The organism is Aeromonas sp. AE23HZ002T15 (assembly GCF_054165525.2).
On the sequence record NZ_CM201342.1, the window covers coordinates 994497 to 1013661 of the forward strand.

A 19165-nucleotide genomic window follows, 5' to 3' on the forward strand; every position below is an offset into this window, starting at 1 on the left:
CCACCGCCAAGCGTTGCCAAGATAGTCTCTTTATCACGCCGCCTTCCCTTAGGTCCGCTGAGTCAGGAAGGACATCATGGAGTCCACCGCCGAGATGACCTTGGAGTTCATCTCATAGACCCGCTGGGCCTGGATGAGGTTCACCAGCTCCTCGGTTACGTTGACGTTGGAGGTCTCCAGCATCCCCTGCTTGATGACCCCTAGCCCGTCCGCACCGGCGGTGCCCTGGATGGGCGCGCCGCTGGACTGGGTCTCGAGGAAGAGGTTTTCCCCCATGGGTTGCAGGCCTGTGGGGTTGACGAAATCCGTGGTGTTGATCTGACCCACCACCTGGGACTGACCATCCCCCTTGAGCTGCACAGAGACCTGCCCATCCTCCCCTACTGTCACGCTCTGGGCATTCTCGGGGATCTGGATCTCCGGCTGCAGCGGATAGCCGTTGCCCGGGGTGACGATAGTGCCCTCATCGTTGAGGGTAAACTGGCCGTTGCGGGTATAGGCGGCGCTGCCATCCGGCAGCTGAATTTCGAAGTAACCGCGCCCGCTTATCATCAGATCCAGGGAGTTGTCCGTGGTCTGCACATTGCCCTGGCTATGGTTCTTCTGGGTGGCGACCACCTTGGCCCCCGCCCCCAGCATCAGGCCGGAGGGGAGTTCGGTGTCCGCCGAGGAGCGCCCACCGGGCTGGTTGATGTTCTGATAGAGCAGATCCTCGAAGATGGCGCGGGCCTTCTTGTAGCCGACGGTGCTGGCGTTGGCCAGGTTGTTCGAGGTGACCGATATGTTGGTCTGCTGGGCATCGAGGCCGGTCTTGCTGATCCAGAGTGCAGGATTCATTTAATGCTCCTTGATTAGCTGATACGCAGCAGCTGGGTTTGGGCCTCGTCATTCTCCTCGGCGGTCTTCATGATCTTGACCTGAGTTTCGAACTGACGTTGCAAGCGAATGAGGTTGGTCATCTCGTCAACCACGTTGACGTTGCTGCCTTCCAGCGAGCCCGCCAGCAGGCCGACATTGGCGGAGGCCGGTTCGGTCTGGCCATCCTTGCGACGGAACAGGCCATCCTGCCCCTTGGCCACCGCATCGGCGGGAGGATTGACCAGCTTGATGCGCTGGAAATCCTCCGGCAGGTTGGCGGCGGCCCCTTCCGGGCGACCGCTGATGGTGCCGTCCCGGTTGATCTCGATCTTCTCCATGGGCAGGGGCAGCACGATGGGCTGACCGCCGTCATCCACCACGTTGAGACCGGTGGAGGTCTGCAGGTTGCCGGCTTCGTTCAGCTGCAGGTTGCCCATGCGGGTATAGGCCTCACCGCCGTTAGGATCCTGCACCGCAATCCAACCCGGACCGTCGACGGCGACGTCAAGATCCCGACCCGTGGTCTGCAGCAGGCCGTGCTGCAGGTTCTGACCCGGACTCTCCGTCATGGCAAACACCCGCGTGGGCAACCCTTCGCCAAACGCCTGCATGCTGCGCGCCTGCTCGAAGTCAGACTTGAAGCCGATGGTGTTGGCGTTGGCCAGGTTGTTGCCACGCACAGCCAGGCTGTTCATGTTCTCCTTGGCCCCGGACATGGCGATATAAAGCAGGTGATCCATGGGATCCTCCGTCAAACTGATGACTCTCGGGGGACAACTGCAAGTAGGATGCCAAGTGAGGGTAGTGGCGAGACAGGCAAGGAAAAAGACAGGGAATATAGAGAACGACAAGGGGCGCCGAAGCGCCCCTTTATCACCGACCTGCAGATTAGCGGATCTGCAAGATGCTCTGCTGCAGGGAGCTGTTCACTTCTAAGGAACGGGAGTTCGCCTGGAAGTTGCGCTGGGCGGTGATGAGATCCACCAGCTCAGTGGTCAGGTCCACGTTGGACTGCTCCAGGGCCGAGGACTTGATGGAGCCGAAGGTGCCGGAGTTCGGGGTACCCGGCAGGGCGTCACCGGAGAGCATGGACTGACGCCAGGAGGTGTCCCCCACCTGGGTCAGCCCCTGGGAGTTGGCAAACTTGGCCATGGCCACCATGGCCACCTTGACGGTGGTGGCGTTGCTGTAAGTGGCGGAGACGATGCCGTCCGCCCCGATCTCGACCTTGGTCAGACGACCGACGGTGGAGCCATCCTGGGTCAGCTTGCTCACTTCAAAGGGCGAGGCGTACTGGGTCACTGTACCCAGTTTGAGCTCGATCTCCTGGGTGCCGTCGGCACCGTTGGTGATGATGCCGGCCCCCGCCGCCCCCAGTTGTTCGGTTTTGATGACGGCCGGCGTGGTCGGCGTCACCATCTTGCCGGAGGCATCGAAGGTCACACGGGCACTCAGAGGCGCCTGGCTGACGCCGGTCGCCATGGTAGTGGCAACCCCACCCGCGACGTCGATGGGCTTGTCCCCTTGATAGAGGTACATGCGCCAGGCCGTCGGCACAGCCGCCTGGGTCGGGTCGGCCGGGTCGGCTTCTTTCACGAAGTACTGAGTGATGGTGTGGGGCTCACCCAGAGAGTCGTAGACCACCACTGAGGTGGAGGATGAGTAGGTGCTCGAATCCTTGGGATCAAATTTGGAGGCATCCCCCGCCCCATTGCCCGCCGCCAGCGCCTTTGCCGTAGAAGGCAGGTTGAAGCCGGCCTCGACCTTGGAGGTCTGTACCGGCTCACCGGCCCTGTCCGGGATCTGGATAGGCTTGGTGGCGTTGATGCTGACCGCCTTGGGGGTGCCGTCGGAGTTGATCTCATACCCCTGCAGGTAGCCGCCGGAGTTGCTCACCATGTAGCTGCTTTCGTTGAGCTTGAAGGCGCCGGAGCGGGTGTAGGTACGATCCAGATTGGACAGGCCATCGGATGTCACGAAGAAGCCGTTGCCCTGGATGGCGAGATCCAGCGCGTTGTTGGTAAATTGCAGCGCCCCCTGGTGGAACTGCTGAGCCACGGCGCCGGTCGCCACACCATTACCCACCTGGGTCTTGGCGTTGACGAAGATGGAGTTCGCATAGACGTCTGCAAACTCGGCGCGGGACTCCTTGAAGCCGGTGGTGTTGACGTTGGCAATGTTGTTCGCGGTGACGTTCAGGTCTTTTTGAGCCGCATTGATGCCACTGAGGGCATTGTTGAATGACATGTCTTTATCTCCTTAGATCACTGCGTTAGGGGTCGGTTCCGGGGTCGTGGTCGACTTGCCGTTCGTCCCGCCAATTTCCAATACATCGGTCAGATAGATGCCACCCAGTCCCTTGAGTTTGAGGGTGCTGGGGTTGGAGCTGGTACCCAGGGTCACGCTCTCCACCTTGGCGTAGGTGAGAGCCGGCATGCTCTCGGACTTGCCATTCACGGTACCGTGCGCCTCGATACTGTATTTGCCGCTCTTGACCAGGTTGCCGTCCTTGTCCTTGCCATCCCACTCGAAGGCCACGTTGCCCTTCTTGTCTCCCTCGAGGGAGAACTCCTTGATGACCTGGCCGCTCTCATTCTTCACCGTCACCTTGATGTTGCTGGCGCCGTCGCCGGTGGCGATCACACCCGAGATGTTCTCCCCCTTCTCCAGGTAACCGGTATTGGAGGGTATCAACACGTTCTGGCCCACCAGGGCCGACGCCTGCAGCGCCTGGCTGGAGGTCATCAGGCTGTTGAGACTCTCCATCTGGGTGGAGAGGCTGCTGATCCCCTGGGAGGTCGACATGGATGTCATCTGGGACAACATCTGGGCGTTATCCACCGGCTTGAACGGATCCTGATAGGAGAGCTGCATGGTCAGAAGCTTGAGGAAAGACTCCTGATCCAGCTCCTTTTTCTGGGTGCTGGTGTTGGCCGTACTGGTCTGGTTCGTGGTCCGGTTGACCCCCAGCAGGCTGTCGTAGGTATCTGCCATCTATGCGCCCCCTTATCAGGACTTGCCGAGGCCAAGGGTCTGCTGCAGCATCTTCTTGGCTGCATCGGCGACCTGGACGTTGGTCTGGTAGCTGCGGGAGGCGTTGATCATGTCCGCCATCTCTTCCACCATGTTGACGTTGGGCTTGAAGATGAAGCCGTCCTTGTCCGCCATGGGGTGATTGGGGTTGTACTCCTTGAGCAAGGGGGCATCGCTCTCGACTATGCCCTTCACATCCACCCCGACCGAGGCCTGCTTGTCGGACATGGCCTGATCCAGCTGGGCGGCAAAGACTGGCCGCCTGGCATGGTAAGTTTTTTCCACGCTGGAGCTGACGCTGTCGGCGTTGGCCATGTTGCTGGCCACCGTGTTGAGGCGAACGGACTGCGCGCTCATGGCAGAGCCTGCAATGTCAAAGACCTTGAACAAACTCATTACTGTTCTCCTTTCAGCGCCTTGAGCAGGCCGCTTATCTTGCCGTTCATGAACTCGAGGGAGGCCTGGTACTCCAGGCTGTTGCGCAGGAACTCGCTGCGCTCCTCCTGCACATCCACGGTATTGCCGTCACCGGTATCCGGTTGCAGGGGGTTGCGGTACTGGGTCGTGCCCGGGGCATCCATCTGCAAGGCGAAGTGTTTCTCGCTGGTGGTGGCAAGACCGAACCCTTGCTGGCTCTGGGCTTGTTGCAACGCCTGTGAGAAATCGATGTCCCTGGCCTTGAAGCCCGGGGTATCCGCGTTGGCGATGTTGCTGGATAGCACCTCGGCACGCTTGGCGCGAACGCTCAGCGTGTACTGGTGAACCCCAAATGCCTTGTCGAATGAAATTGCCATAGCACACCTCCTGCTTCACGAATGTTTAGCAAGAGGTGTGCCAAAGAGGGACTAGAAGGGTGTTATTTGACTTTGTAGACGATGCCGGGGTTGCAGCGGATCATCTCGAACTTGTCGGTGAGGCCGGCCAGGGACTCCGAGGCTCCCAGCATCAGATAGCCGCCAGGATTGAGGCTGCTGGCAAACTGGTTGAGGATCTTGGACTTCACCTCGGGGGCGAAGTAGATGAGCACGTTGCGACAGAAGATGATGTCGAACTTGCCGAGCAGGCTGTAGCTCTCCAGCAGATTCAGGGGGCGGAAGCTGGTCAATTTTCTGACACGCTCCGACACCCGCATCTTGTTGTCACCGCAGGGCTCGAAGAACAGCCGCTTGCGCTCGGGGGAGAGGCCTCGGGCCAGGGCCAGGCTGTCATAGACCCCCTCCTTGCACTGGTTGAGCATGGTGCTGGAGATGTCGGTGCCCACGATCTGCACCCCCCCCGGCAGGGTACCCGGCCGCTTGACCTGCTGCTCCAGAGCCGTCATGGCGATGGAATAGGGCTCCTGGCCGGAGGAGGAGGCGGCAGACCAGATCTTGATGGGACGGCCGCTCTTGCCCAGTTCGGGGAAAATCTTGTCGCTCAATAACTGAAACGGATAGGTATCGCGAAACCACAGGGTCTCGTTGGTGGTCATGGCGTCCACCACGGCCATCTTCAGCTCCCGCTCCCGGATCCCCATGGAACGGGTCACCAGTTCAGACAGACTCTCGATACCAAACTGAGTCATCAAGGGCGACAGGCGGCTCTTGACCAGATACTGTTTGTTGTCACCCAGCACGATCCCGCTCTGTTGCGCCAGAAAATTGCTGAATTGTTTGTATAAGTCGTCCGAAAGTGTCTTCATGCAGTTTTTTCTTCTTTATTAGAGTGCGCCTTGTACGGCCTTGGCCAACTCATCCGGCTGGAACTTGGCGATGAAGTTGTTTGCACCAACCTTCTGAACCATGGCCTGATTAAACACCCCACTGAGGGAAGTGTGCAGAATAACATGCAAATCCTTGAGTGCGGGATTGTTGCGGATCTCGGCGGTGAAGGTGTAACCGTCCATCTCCGGCATCTCGATGTCCGAGATGACCAGGGCCAGCTGATCCAGGATGGGCCCCTGCTTGGCCATCTCCAGCAGCATGTTGAGGGCCTCACGCCCGTCCTTGGCCAGCACGCACTGCACGCCGATCGCCTCCAGCGCCCGCTGCACCTGCTTGCGCGCCACCGAAGAGTCGTCCGCCACCAGCACGGGACGGCCATGGGGATTGCGCTCCACGCTGGCATCCACCAGCTCGGCGCTCACCTCGGTGGAGACCGGCGAGATCTCGTTCAGGATCCGCTCCACGTCCAGAATTTCCACCAGCTCGCCGTCCACCTCAGTCACCGCCGTCATGTAGTTGATGCGACCGGCCCCCTTGGGAGGTGGCAGGATGGACTCCCAGTTCATGTTGATGATGCGCTCGACCGAATGCACCAGGAATCCCTGAATGGATCTGTTGTACTCGGAGATGATGATGAAGCACTTGGAGAGATCCTGGATGGGGCGCTTGCCCATCGCCATGCTGAGATCGATGACCGAAATGGTCTGGCCACGGATGTGAGCCACCCCGCGGATGCAGGAGTTCAGCTTGGGCATGACGGTCAGGGGAGGACACTGCAGCACCTCGCGCACCTTGAAGACGTTGATGCCAAATCTTTGACGTCCGTTGAGACGAAACAACAATAACTCCAGCCGGTTTTGCCCCACTAGCTGGGTACGTTGATTGACCGAATCGAGAATACCCGCCATAAACACTCCCTAAAAACGCTTGGCATTAATCATGCATATGTCTTCGCATACAGGCTGGCGTGCGTCAGACTCTTGTTGTCTGGGCTGCCGAATTCTGCAGCAAGCATAGTTAACTACGGTGGTATACGTGAACAGCTTATCGACCGGCAAGCAAAAATGATTAGTAGACTTTTCCTCATCTTACTGCCCTTTTGCGGCCTCTCTCAGGCCATGGCGTCCGAGGTCACCCAATACCTGCAAGAGCAGGCACAGGAGTTCGTGCTCGGCCAGCTGGATATCCCCCTGGATGCCCAGGCTGAGGTGACCGCCGCCTCCATCGATGAACGCCTCCCCTTGAACCGCTGCGAAGAGGCGCTGACCATCTCCTTCCCCGGCAAGATAGAGATCCGCCGCAACACCACCGTCTACCTCAAGTGCGAGGGGGAAAAGCCCTGGGATCTCTACCTGCCGGTGCGGGTCAGCATCCAGAAACCCTATGTCACCGTTTCGGTCCCCGTGGCCAAGGGGGATATCCTGAGCGAGGGCATGCTGACCCTGGCCTATCAGGATCAGACCCTGATCCGCGGCGACTATCTCAGCGACCCCGCCCCCCTCATCGGGGTGCGCAGCAAGCGCGAACTCAAACCGGGCCAGCCCATCCGCCTCACCCAGGTGTGCGTGGTGTGCAAAGGGGATCAGGTCACCCTGAGCGCCGAAAACAGCAGCATGCAGATCAAAACCATGGCCCGAGCCTTGCAAGATGGCAGCTTCGGAGACATGATCAGGCTCGTCAACATCCGCTCGGGCAGGCAGGTACAAGGCAAGGTCGATGCCGTCGGCTCGGTGGTGGTCACGTTCTGATTGTTTTGTTAATGATCCGATATTTTTTTCTAAAGTTCTGACCGCCGTCACCGATAACCAGATAAGCGAACAGCAAAGCAGACGAAGGTAACCCTATGGCTATCAACAATATCAACAACTTGGCTAACAGCCGGCTGCAAAATAATGCAACCAGCACCGCCAACAAGTCTACGACTTCGGCCGAAGGCAGCCGCGCGACCCCCGTCAAGGCTGACTCTGTCTCCTTGACCAGCGAGGCACAGCAATTGCAACAGATGAGCAAAACCCTCAACACCGTCTCGACCGGCAACGAGAGCCGCGTCGAGAGCCTGAAGAAGGCCATCGCCAGCGGTGAATACAAGGTCGATAGCGAAGCCGTCGCCAAGAAGATGTTCAGCTTCGAAGCGGATCTGGATAAACGGCTCGGATGATGGACCTGCCTTCGCTGCTCCGCGCCCAGGACGACAACCTCTCCCAGATGCAAGGCGTACTGGCAGAGGAGTTTGACCTGCTCAAACAGCACAGGGCACTGGCCCTGCCGGCCCTGGCCGAGCGCAAGCAGCAACTGCTGACAGCCATCGAAGCCCTGGACAAGACCCTGGCCGAGCAGCCGGATCTGCGCCAGCAGCTCAGCGCCTTCCCCGCCCAGTTGCAAGCCCTGCAAAGCAAGCTGGATGCCTGTCAGGAGCAAAACGACCTCAACGGCCGCCTGCTCGAACTCAGCATCATCTCCAACCGCCGTCTGGCCAGCTTCCTCAGCAAGCTGAGAGACAGCAGCTCCCTCACCTATGACGCCAAGGGCAACACCCGCTCGGGGACGCGCTCCCTCGGCATCAAGGCCTGATAGCCCCTTTTCTTCCTCTTACCGTTACAACGCCAGCCGCATCAGCTCTGCCCCATCGGCGCAGCCGTGAATACTCAGGATGCCATCTTCGTAACGGCCATAACTTGCCGCCCACTCGCCCCGCGGGAAACAGACAGACCCCGGATTCATCAGCACCAACTCTCCCTCCCGTTTGAGCACTGGCAGGTGGGTGTGGCCGCTGATGAACAGGCTGCCCGCCGGCAGGGGCACCGCCTCCGGCTGATAGAGGTGGCCGTGGCTGACGAACCAGCGCCGCCCGTCCACCAGCAGCTGGTTGTAGGGCGCAGTAATGGGGAAGTCGAGCAACATCTGATCCACCTCGGAGTCGCAATTGCCCCGCACCGCCATGATCCTCGGCGCCAGCTGGTTGAGCCGCTCGGCCACCGCCGCCGGGGCATAGCCCTCGGGTACCGGATTGCGCGGACCGTGGTTGAGCAGATCCCCGAGCAGCAGATAGTGATCCGGTTGCCAGGGCTCTAGCCGCGCCAGGGTCGACTCCAGCGCCGGCAGGCTGCCGTGCAGGTCGGAGATGATGGCTATCTTCATGGTGCGCTCCCTTCCTGTGCCACAGACGGCTGGCTGAAATAGAGATCCTTGGTGGCGATGGATCCCTTGAGATTGCTGCTCGGCAGGCCGTGCAGGGAGGGATCCACCAACCGCATCTGGTTGTAGTGATAGACGGGAATGGCGGGCATCTCCTCCATCAGCAGCCGCTCGGCCTGATGGTAGAAGCCGTTGCGGGCGTTGCCATCCAGGCTGTCCGCCGCCTGTTGCAGCAGGGCATCGAAGGCGGGGTTGCAGTAGCCGCTCTCGTTCTGGGGATCCTGACAGCGGAAACTGCCGAGCATGGAAGACGGCTCGACATAATCACCAAACAAGAATGACCTGGCCAACATGAAATCACCGCTGTCCTTCGCCACCTGGTAGGCGTTCCACTCCATGTTGTTGAGCGCCACCTCCACCCCCAGGGGCTTCCACATGGCGGCCACCGCCAACGCCAGCTTCTTGTGATTCTCCGAGGTGTTGTAGGTCAGGGTCAGCTTGAGGGGGTGGGTGCTGTTGTAGCCCGCCGCGTTCAGCAGGGCCGTGGCCTTGGCGAGGCGAGTCGGCTGATCCAGCGTGGACCAGTCGGAGCCAAGCTCCTCATAACCCGGCATGGCTGGCAGCAGGGACCAGGCCGGCGGCTCCCCCTGGCCGCTCACCTTCTCGGTCAGCAGCCGGCGATCGATGGCCATGGCGAGCGCCTGACGCACCCGCACATCCTGCAGCTCGGGGCGGCGCAGGTTGAAGGTGTAGAGATAGGTGCCGAGCAGGGGCAGCCCCCAGATCCGCTCAGGGGTCGCCTCCCTGGTCTTCTGGTAATACTCCAGCGCCACCTTGTTGGTGAGCTGAATTTCCCCCGCCTCGTAGCGCAGTCGCTCCGCATGCTGGGAGGCCAGCGGCAGATAGGTGACCCGCTGGATGCGGGTATGGGCATCGTCCCAGTACTGGGCGTTGCGCTCCGCCTCGATCCGCTCGTTCGGCACCCAGTTCACCAGCTTGTAGGCCCCGTTGCTCACCAGCTTGCCGGGCTGGGTCCACTGCTTGCCGAACTGCTCGATCACCTGCTGGTTCACCGGCACGAAGGGGCGCTGGCTGATGAGCTGCAGGAAGTAGGGCACGGGCCGCTCCAGGGTCACCTTGAGGATCTGGTCGCTCTCGGCCTCCACCCCCAGGGCGTTGAGATCCAGGGCGCCGGCATAGATGGACTGGGCGTTGTTGATGCCGGTGGCGAGCAGCAAGCCGGCGGACGGAGAGCCTTGCGCCGGGCTCAGCAGTCGCCGCCAGGCATAGACGAAGTCCTGGGCTTTGAGGGGGTCGCCGTTCGACCACTTGAGCTGGGGGCGCAGGAAGAAGCGCCACACCAGCCCGTCCTCGCTGGTCTCCCAACGCTGTGCCTGGGCCGGCACTATCCGGCCCTGCCCATCCTCGCTCACCAGCCCCTCGAACAGGTCCACCAGCACCACCTCCCCGGGAAAGCCTGAACGGATCTGGGCCGGATCCAGAGACTCGGGCTCTGCCCCGTTCCCCTTGACCAGGGTCTGTCTGTCCGCCAGCACGGGGGCTTGCACGACCGTGGTCGCCTGCAAGGGGGAGGCCAGCATCAGGCCAAGCAGAAAGGGGGGAAACCAGCGGCGAGCGGGTTTGGGGGCAAGGGGGTAAAGCATGACATCAACCTCATTCAATTCTGTTCACTGCAACATAGGGGGAAGGCCGGCGGCGCGCCTTGAACAAGAATGCATGATGCCGCGCTTGTTATCCCCGAAGACGGCCCGTATTGTATCGGGCTTGCCCGGCAGATGGAGTCTTTCGGGCTATTTTTTTCAGAAGTTTTTTGCGATGTCCGCCAGCCTGGGAGCCCCCATGACCTGGCACGCCTTTTCGACCATGTATGCAGGGATATGTTATGGGGTACGAGTGGCTGGCGCTGGCCGCAGCCGGCTTATGGGCGGTCGCCGCCCTGATTTCCGTCAAACCGGCCCGTCATCTGGGGGCCTTCGCCTACAGCCGCTGGCGGATGTTCCTGGTCAGCCTGATGCTGGGAGGCGCCAGCCTGGCCACCGGCGGCTGGCAGACCCTGACCGAGAGTGCCCTGCCCCTGCTGGCCCTGTCCGGGCTCATCGGCATCTTCGTCGGTGACACTGCTCTCTTTGCCTGCATGAACCGGCTGGGCCCGAGGCGCAGCGGCCTGCTCTTCTCCTGCCATGCGCTCTTCTCCGCCCTGCTCGGGCTCTGGCTGTTTGGCGAGCAGCTCGGCGGCTGGCGGCTGGTGGGGGCCTTGCTGGTGCTGGCCGGGGTCATGCTGGCCATTCTGTTCGGGCGGCGCGGCGGCGCGCAGGACAACGAGTGGGAACAGGTACGCGGTCACCTCGCCATCGGCATCGCCCTCGGGCTCACGGCCGCCCTGTGCCAGAGTCTGGGCGCCATCATCGCCAAGCCGGTGATGATGGGCGGCGAGGTGGATGCGGTGAGCGCCTCCGGCGTTCGCATGGGCAGCGCCCTGCTGGCGCACTGCACCCTGCGGCTGTTGCGGGTGCCGCTGGCCATGCCGCACTACCCCATCAACCGGCGGGTGCTCGGCATGATAGGGATCAACGGCTTCCTCGCCATGGCCCTCGGCATGACCCTCATCCTGGTGGCCCTGCGCCAGGGGGATGTGGGCATGGTGGCCATCCTCTCCTCCACCACTCCCGTCATACTGCTGCCCCTGCTGTGGTGGCATTCGGGCACTCGCCCCGCCCTGCCCGCCTGGGCGGGCGCCCTGCTGGCGACCCTGGGCACGGCCCTGGTCCTGGGGATGGGGATGGGGGGAAGCTGATCCCCTTGGCCTCTTCCCGCTCAACGAGTCCGGGCGGGGGAAGGTAAGCGCTTCCCCCGCCCGGCGGTCTCCCTCGTCATCCCCTCCATCCTGCCGCTTCGTTAGCCCCGTCGTCATCGACGACGGTTATTGCGTGGCAGGATCGGACATCCGTTGCCGGGTCGAGAGATTAGAACTGCGCGATCTCCTCGGCGGTCAGCTCGCGGTACTCCCCTTCTGCCAGGTCGTCATCCAGAGTCAGGGCGCCGATCCGTTCCCGATGCAGCCCCACCACCTTGTTGCCGATGGAGGCAAACATCCGCTTCACCTGGTGATATTTGCCCTCGTGGATGGTCAGGCGCGCCTCGCACTCCCCGAGCAGTTCAAGCTGGGCCGGCTTGGTCTTGTCGCTCTCGTTGCGAAGATAAACGCCATCGGCGAACAGGGAGATGGCATCCTCGCTCACCGGATCCGCCAGCCAGACATGGTAGGTCTTGGCGCATTCGTGGCGCGGGGAGGTGATGCGGTGGGACCACTGGCCATCGTCGGTGACCAGCACCAGCCCGGTGGTGTCGAGGTCCAGACGCCCCACCACGTGCAGCTTGCCCATGGAGGGCTCGTCCATCAGGAAGAAGACGGTGGGGTGATCCGGGTCTTCGTTGGAGCAGACATAGCCTTCCGGCTTGTGCAGCATGAAGTAGCGGTTCTGCTGGTTCAGGGTCAGCATGACACCGTCAAACTCGATCTGGCTCTGCTCGTTGATATGAAAGGCCGGCTGCTTGACCTGAATGCCATCCACCATCACCTCCCCCTGGCGGATCAGCTTGCCCGCCTGGGAGCGAGTCAAATCGGAGCAATCGCAAATAAATTTATCGAGCCGCATGCACAACCTCGGAGTCCATGATGAAAGGGGCGTCATTATATCGGCCAGGCCCCGCAACGCCAGTACTATGGCCGCACTCTGGCCGGCCCCCTGGCGGACGGCTAGCCGCCAGCGGCCATGACGCCACCGCCGCCCGGTGGTAGACTGCCAACAGAGGGCCCACGTTACGCATAATAAGAATCGCAGGAAGTCGTATGAAGTCGAACACGCCTCATCCCGTCATCCCCGTCAGCCAGTTGCAGCCCGGCATGTATGTCATCGCCATCACCAGCCAGACCGGCACCATGGAGATCGCCCAGATGGGGCTGGTCACCGATCGCAAACAGATAGCCTCTCTCGTTCGCCGCGGCGTCAGCACGGTGCGGGTGGATCTCGCCCGCAGCAAGCTGGCGGGCGTCGACCAGATCCTCTCCCCCGACCCCGCCGCCCCTACCGCCGGTCCCCAACGGCCGGGCAGCCCTGCCAACGGCGAGGGGCGCGAACTCAAGATCCGCCGTCTCTATCAGGAGGCGCGGGAGCTGCAGGGCAAGTTCATCCGGCAACTCAAGGCGGGAGAGCCCATCGACATCACCCCCCTCGCCGCCGTGGCCGAGGAGATGGTGGATACCATGTTCAGCCACGGGGATGCCATGCTATGCCTCGCCCGGATCCGGGCCAAAGATGCCTACCTGATGGAGCACTCCATGAACGTGGCCATCCTGCTGGCCAACTTTGGCCGCTACCTCGGCCTCGAGCGCAACGTGCTAAAGGAGCTGACCCTGGGGGGATTGCTGCACGACGTGGGCAAGATCATGACCCCGGACGAGGTGCTCAACAAGCCGGGCAAGCTCACCGATGAGGAGTTCGGCATCATGCGCCAGCACGTGGTGCACAGCCACGACATCCTGCTCGCCACCGCCGGCATCACCCCTACCATGCTGGAGGTGGCCGCCAACCACCACGAGCGGCTCGACGGCAGCGGCTATCCCCGTCATCTGAAGGGGGAGCAGCTCTCCCTCTACACCCGCATGAGCGGCATCGTCGACGTCTACGACGCGGTGACGGCGGACAGGGTCTACAAGCAGGGGATGCAGCCGACCCAGGCGTTCCGGATCCTGCTCAAGGGGGCGGATCACCACTTCGACCGGGAACTGGTGACCCGTTTCATCAAGTGCATGGGGGTCTATCCGGTCGGTACCCTGGTGCAGCTCTCCAACCAGCGCCTCGCCATCGTCATGCAGCGCAATCCCCAGGAGCCCCTCAAGCCGGTGGTCAAGGTGATCTATCACGCCGCCCAGCGCCACTACCTGGAGGTGCAGTGGCTGGATCTCGCCCGCAGCGGGGGACAGGAGACCATAGAGTGCACCGTGGACCCCAAGGAGTTTGGCATCAGCCTGGCCCACTTCGTCTAGCGGCTCTGGGCGCCGGGGGCCTGTTCACGGCAATGGCGGATAAGAAACTCCTCATCCAGGGGGGACAGATCAAAACGCAGGCTCGCCTCCTCGATGGCCCGCAGATCGTGCTGATGGTGCTCGCCCAGCCAGCGTATAGCGCGGCGCAAGTCTTCACCGTGAGGCAGCAGGGAGTTATCGCTCATGGGGTTAGCTCCGACCAAGGGGCCCGGGATGCCGGGCCCTCCCCCAGAGTCTAGTATTCCCTCCCCTTCCCGGCCTTAACCGAAGGCCCGTTGCCAGTCCTCATCAAACTTCACCAGGGCCGCATCCACCGCCGGCACCCTCAGCAACTGCTCGGCCACATCCAGCGGCAGTGTGATGGACTGGCAACCCGCCAGCAGACAGTCCAGCGCCTGGCGCGGGGTACGGAAAGAGGCGGCCAGCACCTTGCTGCCCGGTGCATGCAGCGCCAGCAGCTGCTGCAGCTCCTGCACGGTGGCGATGCCATCCCCCCCCTGGGCATCGAGCCGATTGACATAGGGCGCCACATAGTGCGCGCCGGCCAGCGCCGCCAGCGCGCCCTGCAACGGGGTGTAGACGGCGGTGCCCAGGGTCGGTACGCCGTTGGCCGAGAGGGTCTTGATGGCCGCCAGCCCCTCTTCACACACCGGGATCTTGACCACCAGATCCCGGTCAAGATCACGCAGGGAAAACGCCTCGCGCACCATCTCTGTCTCGGTCTTCGCCATCACCTGGGCAAACAGCCGCCCCTTGGGTCCCAGCACCTCCCGCAGGGCGGGCAGCAGCTCGGGCAGCGGCATGCCGCCGGCAGCCGTGATGGATGGATTGGTGGTGACCCCCGCCAGCGGCAGGATCCTGGACCAGCGACGTACCGCGGCCACATCGGCCGTATCGAGATAAAGCTCCATCTCTGACTCCTTAATGGGATGTTCAAGCCGCCCCATTCTAGCGACAACCGATCCCGAGAACACTTGATCAAAATCAAATCAACTTACGAACGAAAGCAAATAGAATGTCGAACATAGCATTTGAGCGGGTGTCGTTCGCCACCTTCAGTCGGCGCAGCGCACCACCGGCAGCCCCGAGCACCATGATGAGGTCCCATGATTTTCGATCTGCAGCGTTATTCCACTCACGATGGCCCCGGCATCCGCACCCTGGTGTTCCTCAAGGGTTGTTCGCTAGCCTGTCGCTGGTGCCAGAACCCGGAGAGTCGCTCCCCCAGACCCGAGCTCCTGTTCGACCCCAGGCGTTGCCTGAGCGGTTGCGACCTCTGCCAGAACGCCTGCCCGACTGCCATCAGCCGCCGGGAGGAAGTCCTGCAGATCGATCGCGCCCATCTGACCCGGGACCATCTGCTGTCCCTGCGGGATCTCTGCCCGAGCGAAGCCCTGACCGTCTGCGGCCATGAGCCTTCTCTCGATGAGCTGATGGCCGAGATCCTGCGGGATCGCCCCTTCTTCGAGCGCAGCGGCGGCGGGGTGACCCTCTCCGGCGGCGAGCCCTTCATGCAGCCGGAATTTGCCGCCACCTTGCTTGCGCGCTGCAAGGCCGAGGGGCTGCACACCGCGGTGGAGACCTGTCTGCACGTGCCCTGGCAGCAGATAGCCCCCAGCCTGCCCCACCTCGATCTGGTGCTGGCGGATCTGAAACACGTCGACGAGCAGCGCTTCTTCGGCTGGACCTGCGGCAAGGCGGATCGGGTGCTCGCCAACCTCAGGCGCCTGGCCGAGCAGGGCATCCCCCTGCAGATCCGGGTGCCCCTCATCCCCGGTTTCAACGCGGATGAAGATTCCATCAAGGCCATCATAGAGGCCGCCGCCGGCCTGAAGGGGGTGACCGAGATCCACTTCCTGCCCTATCACACCCTCGGCATGGGCAAATATGCCCTGCTGGACTTGCCCTACGAGGCGCCGGGCCGGCCCCTCGATGATCCGGATTTGCTCCACTTCGCCCACACCCACGCCCAACGCCAGGGGCTGACCCCTGTCACCCGAGGATAAGATCATGACCCAGCTCGACCTCAATACCCTGAGCCCCCGGATCCGCGCCCACAAGGAGAGCCTGATCCATATCGTCCAGCCGCCGGTCTGCACCGAGCGCGCCCGCCACTACACCGAGGCCTACCAGGCCCACCTGGCCCGCCCGCTGCCGGTGCGCCGGGCCCTGGCCCTGGCCCACCACCTGGCCGAGCGCACCCTCTGGATCAGGCACGACGAGCTCATCGTCGGCAACCAGGCGAGCCAGGTGCGCGCCGCGCCGCTCTTCCCCGAATACACCGTGGGCTGGATTGAGAAGGAGATAGACGAGCTGGCCGAGCGGCCCGGCGCCGGTTTTGCGGTGAGCGAGGCAGACAAGCAAGTCATCCATGGCCTCACCCCCTTCTGGCGCGGCCAGACGGTGCAGGATCGCTGCTTTGGCATGTTCACCGAGGAGCAAAAAGCGCTGCTGGAGAGCGGCATCATCAAGGCCGAGGGCAACATGACCTCGGGAGATGCCCACCTCGCGGTCAACTTCGAGGAGCTGCTCGGCAAGGGGCTGGCAGGCCTGCAGACCCGCGTGAGCGAGCGCCGCGGCCGACTCGATCTGGCCGACTGGGCCGATCTGCAAAAAGAGCAGTTCCTGCAGGGGGTTGCCATCACTCTGGATGCGGTCAGTGCTCACATCGAGCGCTACGCCGCCCTGGCCCGGGAGATGGCCCGGCAGGAGCCGCGCACCGAGCGGTGCGAAGAGCTGCTGCAGATCGCAGCCAACTGCGCCCACATCGCCCACCAGCCGCCGGAAACCTTCTGGCAGGCACTGCAGCTCTGTTACTTCATCCAGCTCATTTTGCAGATCGAGTCCAACGGCCACTCGGTGTCGTTTGGCCGCATGGATCAATATCTGTACCCCTGGTATCGCAGGGAGGTAGAGCTGGAAGAGACTCTGCCCCGCGAACGCGCCATCGAGTTGCTGCAATCCTGCTGGCTGAAGCTGCTGGAGGTGAACAAGATCCGCTCCGGCACCCACTCCAAAGCCTCCGCCGGCAGCCCCCTGTACCAGAACGTCACCATAGGGGGCCAAAACTGGCGCAACGGCGAGGCGAGTGATGCGGTCAACGGCCTCTCCTACGCCATCCTGGAGTCCTGTGGCCAGTTGCGCTCCACCCAGCCGAACCTCTCGGTGCGCTACCATGCCGGCATGAGCGAGGACTTCCTCGACGCCTGCATCCAGGTGATCCGCTGCGGCTTCGGCATGCCCGCCTTCAACAACGACGAAATAGTCATCCCCGAGTTCATCAGGCTCGGGGTGAGCGTGGAGGATGCCCACCACTACGCCGCCATCGGCTGCATCGAGACCGCCGTGCCCGGCAAGTGGGGCTATCGCTGCACCGGCATGAGCTTCATCAACTTCGCCCGCATCCTGCTGGCGGCCCTGGACGGCGGCCGGGACGCCACCACGGGCCAGGTGTTCCTGCCCCAGTCAGAGACCCTGCGGGACGCCTCTTTCGGCGCCTTCGAGGAGGTGATGGCCCGCTGGGACGAGCAGGTGCGCTACTTCACCCGCAAGTCCATCGAGATCGACTGCGTGGTCGACAGCGTGCTGGAGGCCCAGGCCCACGACATCCTCTGCAGCGCCCTGGTGGACGACTGCATCGAGCGCGGCAAGACCATCAAGCAGGGGGGCGCCGTCTATGACTGGGTCTCAGGCCTGCAGGTGGGGATAGCGAACCTCGGCAACAGCCTGGCGGCCATCAAGAGGCTGGTGTTCGAGCAGGGGATCATCGATCAGGCCGTGCTGGCCGAAGCCCTGGAGCAGGACTTCGCGGGACTGTCCGGCGAGCTGCTGCGCCAGCGCCTCGCCAATGCGGCGCCGAAGTACGGCAACGATCAGGACGAGGTGGATCTGCTGCTGGTACGCGCCTACCAGAGCTACATCGACGAGCTGAAGGGGCTGCACAACACCCGCTTCGGCCGCGGCCCCATAGGCGGCACCTACTACGCCGGCACCTCCTCCATCTCCGCCAACGTGCCGTTCGGCGCGGCCACCATGGCCACCCCGGATGGGCGCCATGCCAAGACGCCGCTGGCGGAGGGGGCGAGCCCGGCCTCCGGCTCCGATCGCCTGGGGCCCACGGCGGTGTTCAATTCGCTGGGCAAGCTGCCCACCGCGGCCATCCTCGGCGGCGTGCTGCTCAACCAGAAGCTGAGCCCGGCGAGCCTCGAGAACGAGCGGGACAAGGCCAAGCTGATGAGCCTGCTGCGCACCTTCTTCGAGGTGCACAAGGGGTGGCACGTGCAGTACAACATCGTCTCTCGCGAGACCCTGCTGGCGGCCAAGGCCCATCCGGATCAGTACCGGGATCTGGTGGTGCGGGTGGCGGGTTACTCCGCCTTCTTCACCGCCCTCTCCCCGGATGCCCAGGACGACATCATAGCCCGCACCGAGCACAGCCTCTGAGGGGCGGACGAGGCGGTGAAAATACCGAATTAACAGGCTTTTCACCGCCTTATCGCCGCCGGCACAAGATGCTATCATCCCGCCCATCGAGCACAGTCTCTGACGGGTATCTTCATGGCGGCCGCGGCCGCCATGCCTTTTCATCGTTCGCATCGAGCCACAGCCATGAACCTACGCCGCCAACAGATCCTTACCCTGGTTCACCAGGCCCGCAAGATGAGCGTGAGTGAACTGGCCCAACACACGGGCGTCTCCGAGGTGACGGTACGGGGCGACCTCACCGCCCTGGAGAAGCAGGGGCTGCTCAAACGGGTGCACGGCTCCGCCATGGCGCTCGACAGCGACGATCCCGACGCCCGCATGAACATCAACTACCCGCTCAAGGAGCGCCTCGCCGAGCGGGCCGCCCAGTTGGTGGAGGACGGGGAGACTGTGTTTATCGAGGGGGGCAGTGCCAACGCCCTGCTGGCCCGCCACCTGGCTCTGCACAAGCGGGTGACCATCATCACCATCAGCAGCTTCATCGCCCACCTGCTCAAGGACACCCAGACCCAGGTCGTGCTGCTGGGGGGCCTCTACCAGCAGCAGAGCGAGAGCGTGGTGGGGCCCCTCACCCGTCTGTGCATAGAGCAGGTGCACTTCTCCAAGGCCTTCATCGGAGTCGATGGCTTTCACCCCGAGATGGGCTTCACCGGCCGGGACATGATGCGGGCCGACGTGGTCAACAGCGTGCTGGCCAAGGGGGTGACCAACGTGGTCATCACCGACAGCAGCAAGTTTGGCGCCATCCATCCCAGCCCCCTCGGCGCCCCGGGTCAGATAGGCGTGCTGGTCACCGACGACGCCCTGCCCGCCCCCATGCGCAGCGCCCTCGAAGCCCGCGGGGTGACCCTGCACTGCGTCGCGGCCTGATCCCTTTGGGGAG

The 19165-nt window shown here is 62.9% G+C and carries 21 protein-coding genes; 8 read left to right on the plus strand and 13 right to left on the minus strand.

The features are described 5' to 3' along the window. Nucleotides 1-48: 48 nt before the first annotated feature. The 8 genes from flgG to ACT5M9_RS04540 all read right to left on the minus strand — a co-directional run bounded on the left by flgG (nt 49) and on the right by ACT5M9_RS04540 (nt 6502). Entirely contained in the window at nt 49-837 is a 789-nt protein-coding gene (gene flgG, locus ACT5M9_RS04505; RefSeq protein ID WP_010675290.1) for a flagellar basal-body rod protein FlgG, read from the minus strand. A gap of 14 nt (nt 838-851) precedes the next feature. Then, nucleotides 852-1598: a flagellar basal-body rod protein FlgF gene (gene flgF, locus ACT5M9_RS04510; RefSeq protein WP_438548905.1), complete on the minus strand. Its 747-nt coding sequence runs from the start codon at nt 1596-1598 to the stop codon at nt 852-854. A 148-nt stretch (nt 1599-1746) separates the two neighbouring features. After that, nucleotides 1747-3105, minus strand: coding sequence for a flagellar hook protein FlgE (gene flgE / locus ACT5M9_RS04515; protein WP_438548904.1), 1359 nt, complete (start codon nt 3103-3105; stop codon nt 1747-1749). A gap of 12 nt (nt 3106-3117) precedes the next feature. Further along, nucleotides 3118-3852 carry a flagellar hook assembly protein FlgD gene (locus ACT5M9_RS04520; RefSeq protein WP_457981392.1) on the minus strand — a complete coding sequence of 245 codons (735 nt, stop codon included), beginning with the start codon at nt 3850-3852 and terminating at the stop codon, nt 3118-3120. A gap of 15 nt (nt 3853-3867) precedes the next feature. Further along, on the minus strand, nt 3868-4287 hold the full coding sequence (gene flgC / locus ACT5M9_RS04525; protein ID WP_349918491.1) for a flagellar basal body rod protein FlgC: 420 nt from the start codon (nt 4285-4287) through the stop codon (nt 3868-3870). Then, complete coding sequence (gene flgB, locus ACT5M9_RS04530) at nt 4287-4685, minus strand: flagellar basal body rod protein FlgB (RefSeq protein ID WP_349918492.1); 399 nt, start codon at nt 4683-4685, stop codon at nt 4287-4289. Before flgB ends, flgC begins: the two co-directional genes overlap by 1 nt. A 62-nt stretch (nt 4686-4747) precedes the next feature. Further along, nucleotides 4748-5572 (minus strand): CheR family methyltransferase, encoded by an 825-nt coding sequence (locus ACT5M9_RS04535; protein ID WP_349918493.1) that lies wholly within the window; start codon nt 5570-5572, stop codon nt 4748-4750. Between the two features lie 18 nt (nt 5573-5590). After that, complete coding sequence (locus ACT5M9_RS04540) at nt 5591-6502, minus strand: chemotaxis protein CheV (protein ID WP_438548902.1); 912 nt, start codon at nt 6500-6502, stop codon at nt 5591-5593. Nucleotides 6503-6736: 234 nt separating this feature from the next. Between ACT5M9_RS04540 and flgA the strand changes: the two genes are divergently transcribed. The 3 genes from flgA (at nt 6737) to ACT5M9_RS04555 (ending at nt 8165) form a co-directional block, all read left to right on the plus strand. Next, nucleotides 6737-7342 (plus strand): flagellar basal body P-ring formation chaperone FlgA, encoded by a 606-nt coding sequence (gene flgA / locus ACT5M9_RS04545; RefSeq protein WP_457981658.1) that lies wholly within the window; start codon nt 6737-6739, stop codon nt 7340-7342. Nucleotides 7343-7437: 95 nt separating this feature from the next. Continuing rightward, a complete protein-coding gene (gene flgM / locus ACT5M9_RS04550; protein ID WP_438548901.1) occupies nt 7438-7752 on the plus strand; it encodes a flagellar biosynthesis anti-sigma factor FlgM in 315 nt (104 codons plus the stop codon). Then, entirely contained in the window at nt 7749-8165 is a 417-nt protein-coding gene (locus tag ACT5M9_RS04555; RefSeq protein WP_457981389.1) for a flagellar protein FlgN, read from the plus strand. The genes flgM and ACT5M9_RS04555 overlap by 4 nt, the downstream gene beginning before the upstream one ends. Before the next feature lie 24 nt (nt 8166-8189). On the opposite strand, the gene yfcE is transcribed toward ACT5M9_RS04555, so the two are convergent. Both yfcE and ACT5M9_RS04565 read right to left on the minus strand, forming a co-directional pair. Continuing rightward, nucleotides 8190-8732 (minus strand): phosphodiesterase, encoded by a 543-nt coding sequence (gene yfcE / locus ACT5M9_RS04560; RefSeq protein WP_457981387.1) that lies wholly within the window; start codon nt 8730-8732, stop codon nt 8190-8192. Then, entirely contained in the window at nt 8729-10393 is a 1665-nt protein-coding gene (locus tag ACT5M9_RS04565) for a peptide ABC transporter substrate-binding protein (protein ID WP_457981385.1), read from the minus strand. The genes yfcE and ACT5M9_RS04565 overlap by 4 nt, the downstream gene beginning before the upstream one ends. A 239-nt stretch (nt 10394-10632) precedes the next feature. On the opposite strand from ACT5M9_RS04565, the gene ACT5M9_RS04570 reads away from it, so the two are divergent. Next, nucleotides 10633-11544, plus strand: a complete 912-nt coding sequence (locus tag ACT5M9_RS04570; RefSeq protein WP_457981383.1) for a DMT family transporter — start codon at nt 10633-10635, stop codon at nt 11542-11544. Between the two features lie 169 nt (nt 11545-11713). Here ACT5M9_RS04570 and rsuA read toward each other — a convergent pair whose 3' ends face one another. Then, nucleotides 11714-12406, minus strand: coding sequence for a 16S rRNA pseudouridine(516) synthase RsuA (gene rsuA, locus ACT5M9_RS04575; protein WP_457981381.1), 693 nt, complete (start codon nt 12404-12406; stop codon nt 11714-11716). 194 nt (nt 12407-12600) lie between these two features. Here rsuA and ACT5M9_RS04580 point away from each other — a divergent pair, with 194 nt between their 5' ends. Beyond that, a complete protein-coding gene (locus ACT5M9_RS04580; RefSeq protein WP_457981379.1) occupies nt 12601-13797 on the plus strand; it encodes an HD-GYP domain-containing protein in 1197 nt (398 codons plus the stop codon). On the opposite strand, the gene ACT5M9_RS04585 is transcribed toward ACT5M9_RS04580, so the two are convergent. Together ACT5M9_RS04585 and fsa are read right to left on the minus strand one after the other, a co-directional pair. Beyond that, a complete protein-coding gene (locus ACT5M9_RS04585) occupies nt 13794-13982 on the minus strand; it encodes a hypothetical protein (RefSeq protein WP_438548894.1) in 189 nt (62 codons plus the stop codon). The genes ACT5M9_RS04580 and ACT5M9_RS04585 overlap by 4 nt on opposite strands. Nucleotides 13983-14057: 75 nt before the next feature. Further along, nucleotides 14058-14708 (minus strand): fructose-6-phosphate aldolase, encoded by a 651-nt coding sequence (gene fsa / locus ACT5M9_RS04590; RefSeq protein WP_438548893.1) that lies wholly within the window; start codon nt 14706-14708, stop codon nt 14058-14060. A gap of 195 nt (nt 14709-14903) precedes the next feature. On the opposite strand from fsa, the gene ACT5M9_RS04595 reads away from it, so the two are divergent. From ACT5M9_RS04595 to ACT5M9_RS04605, 3 genes are all read left to right on the plus strand, one after another. Then, nucleotides 14904-15803 carry a glycyl-radical enzyme activating protein gene (locus ACT5M9_RS04595; RefSeq protein ID WP_457981377.1) on the plus strand — a complete coding sequence of 300 codons (900 nt, stop codon included), beginning with the start codon at nt 14904-14906 and terminating at the stop codon, nt 15801-15803. 4 nt (nt 15804-15807) lie between these two features. Next, complete coding sequence (locus ACT5M9_RS04600; RefSeq protein WP_457981375.1) at nt 15808-18240, plus strand: formate C-acetyltransferase/glycerol dehydratase family glycyl radical enzyme; 2433 nt, start codon at nt 15808-15810, stop codon at nt 18238-18240. Between the two features lie 165 nt (nt 18241-18405). Further along, nucleotides 18406-19152: a DeoR family transcriptional regulator gene (locus ACT5M9_RS04605; RefSeq protein WP_457981373.1), complete on the plus strand. Its 747-nt coding sequence runs from the start codon at nt 18406-18408 to the stop codon at nt 19150-19152. Nucleotides 19153-19165 lie beyond the last annotated feature (13 nt).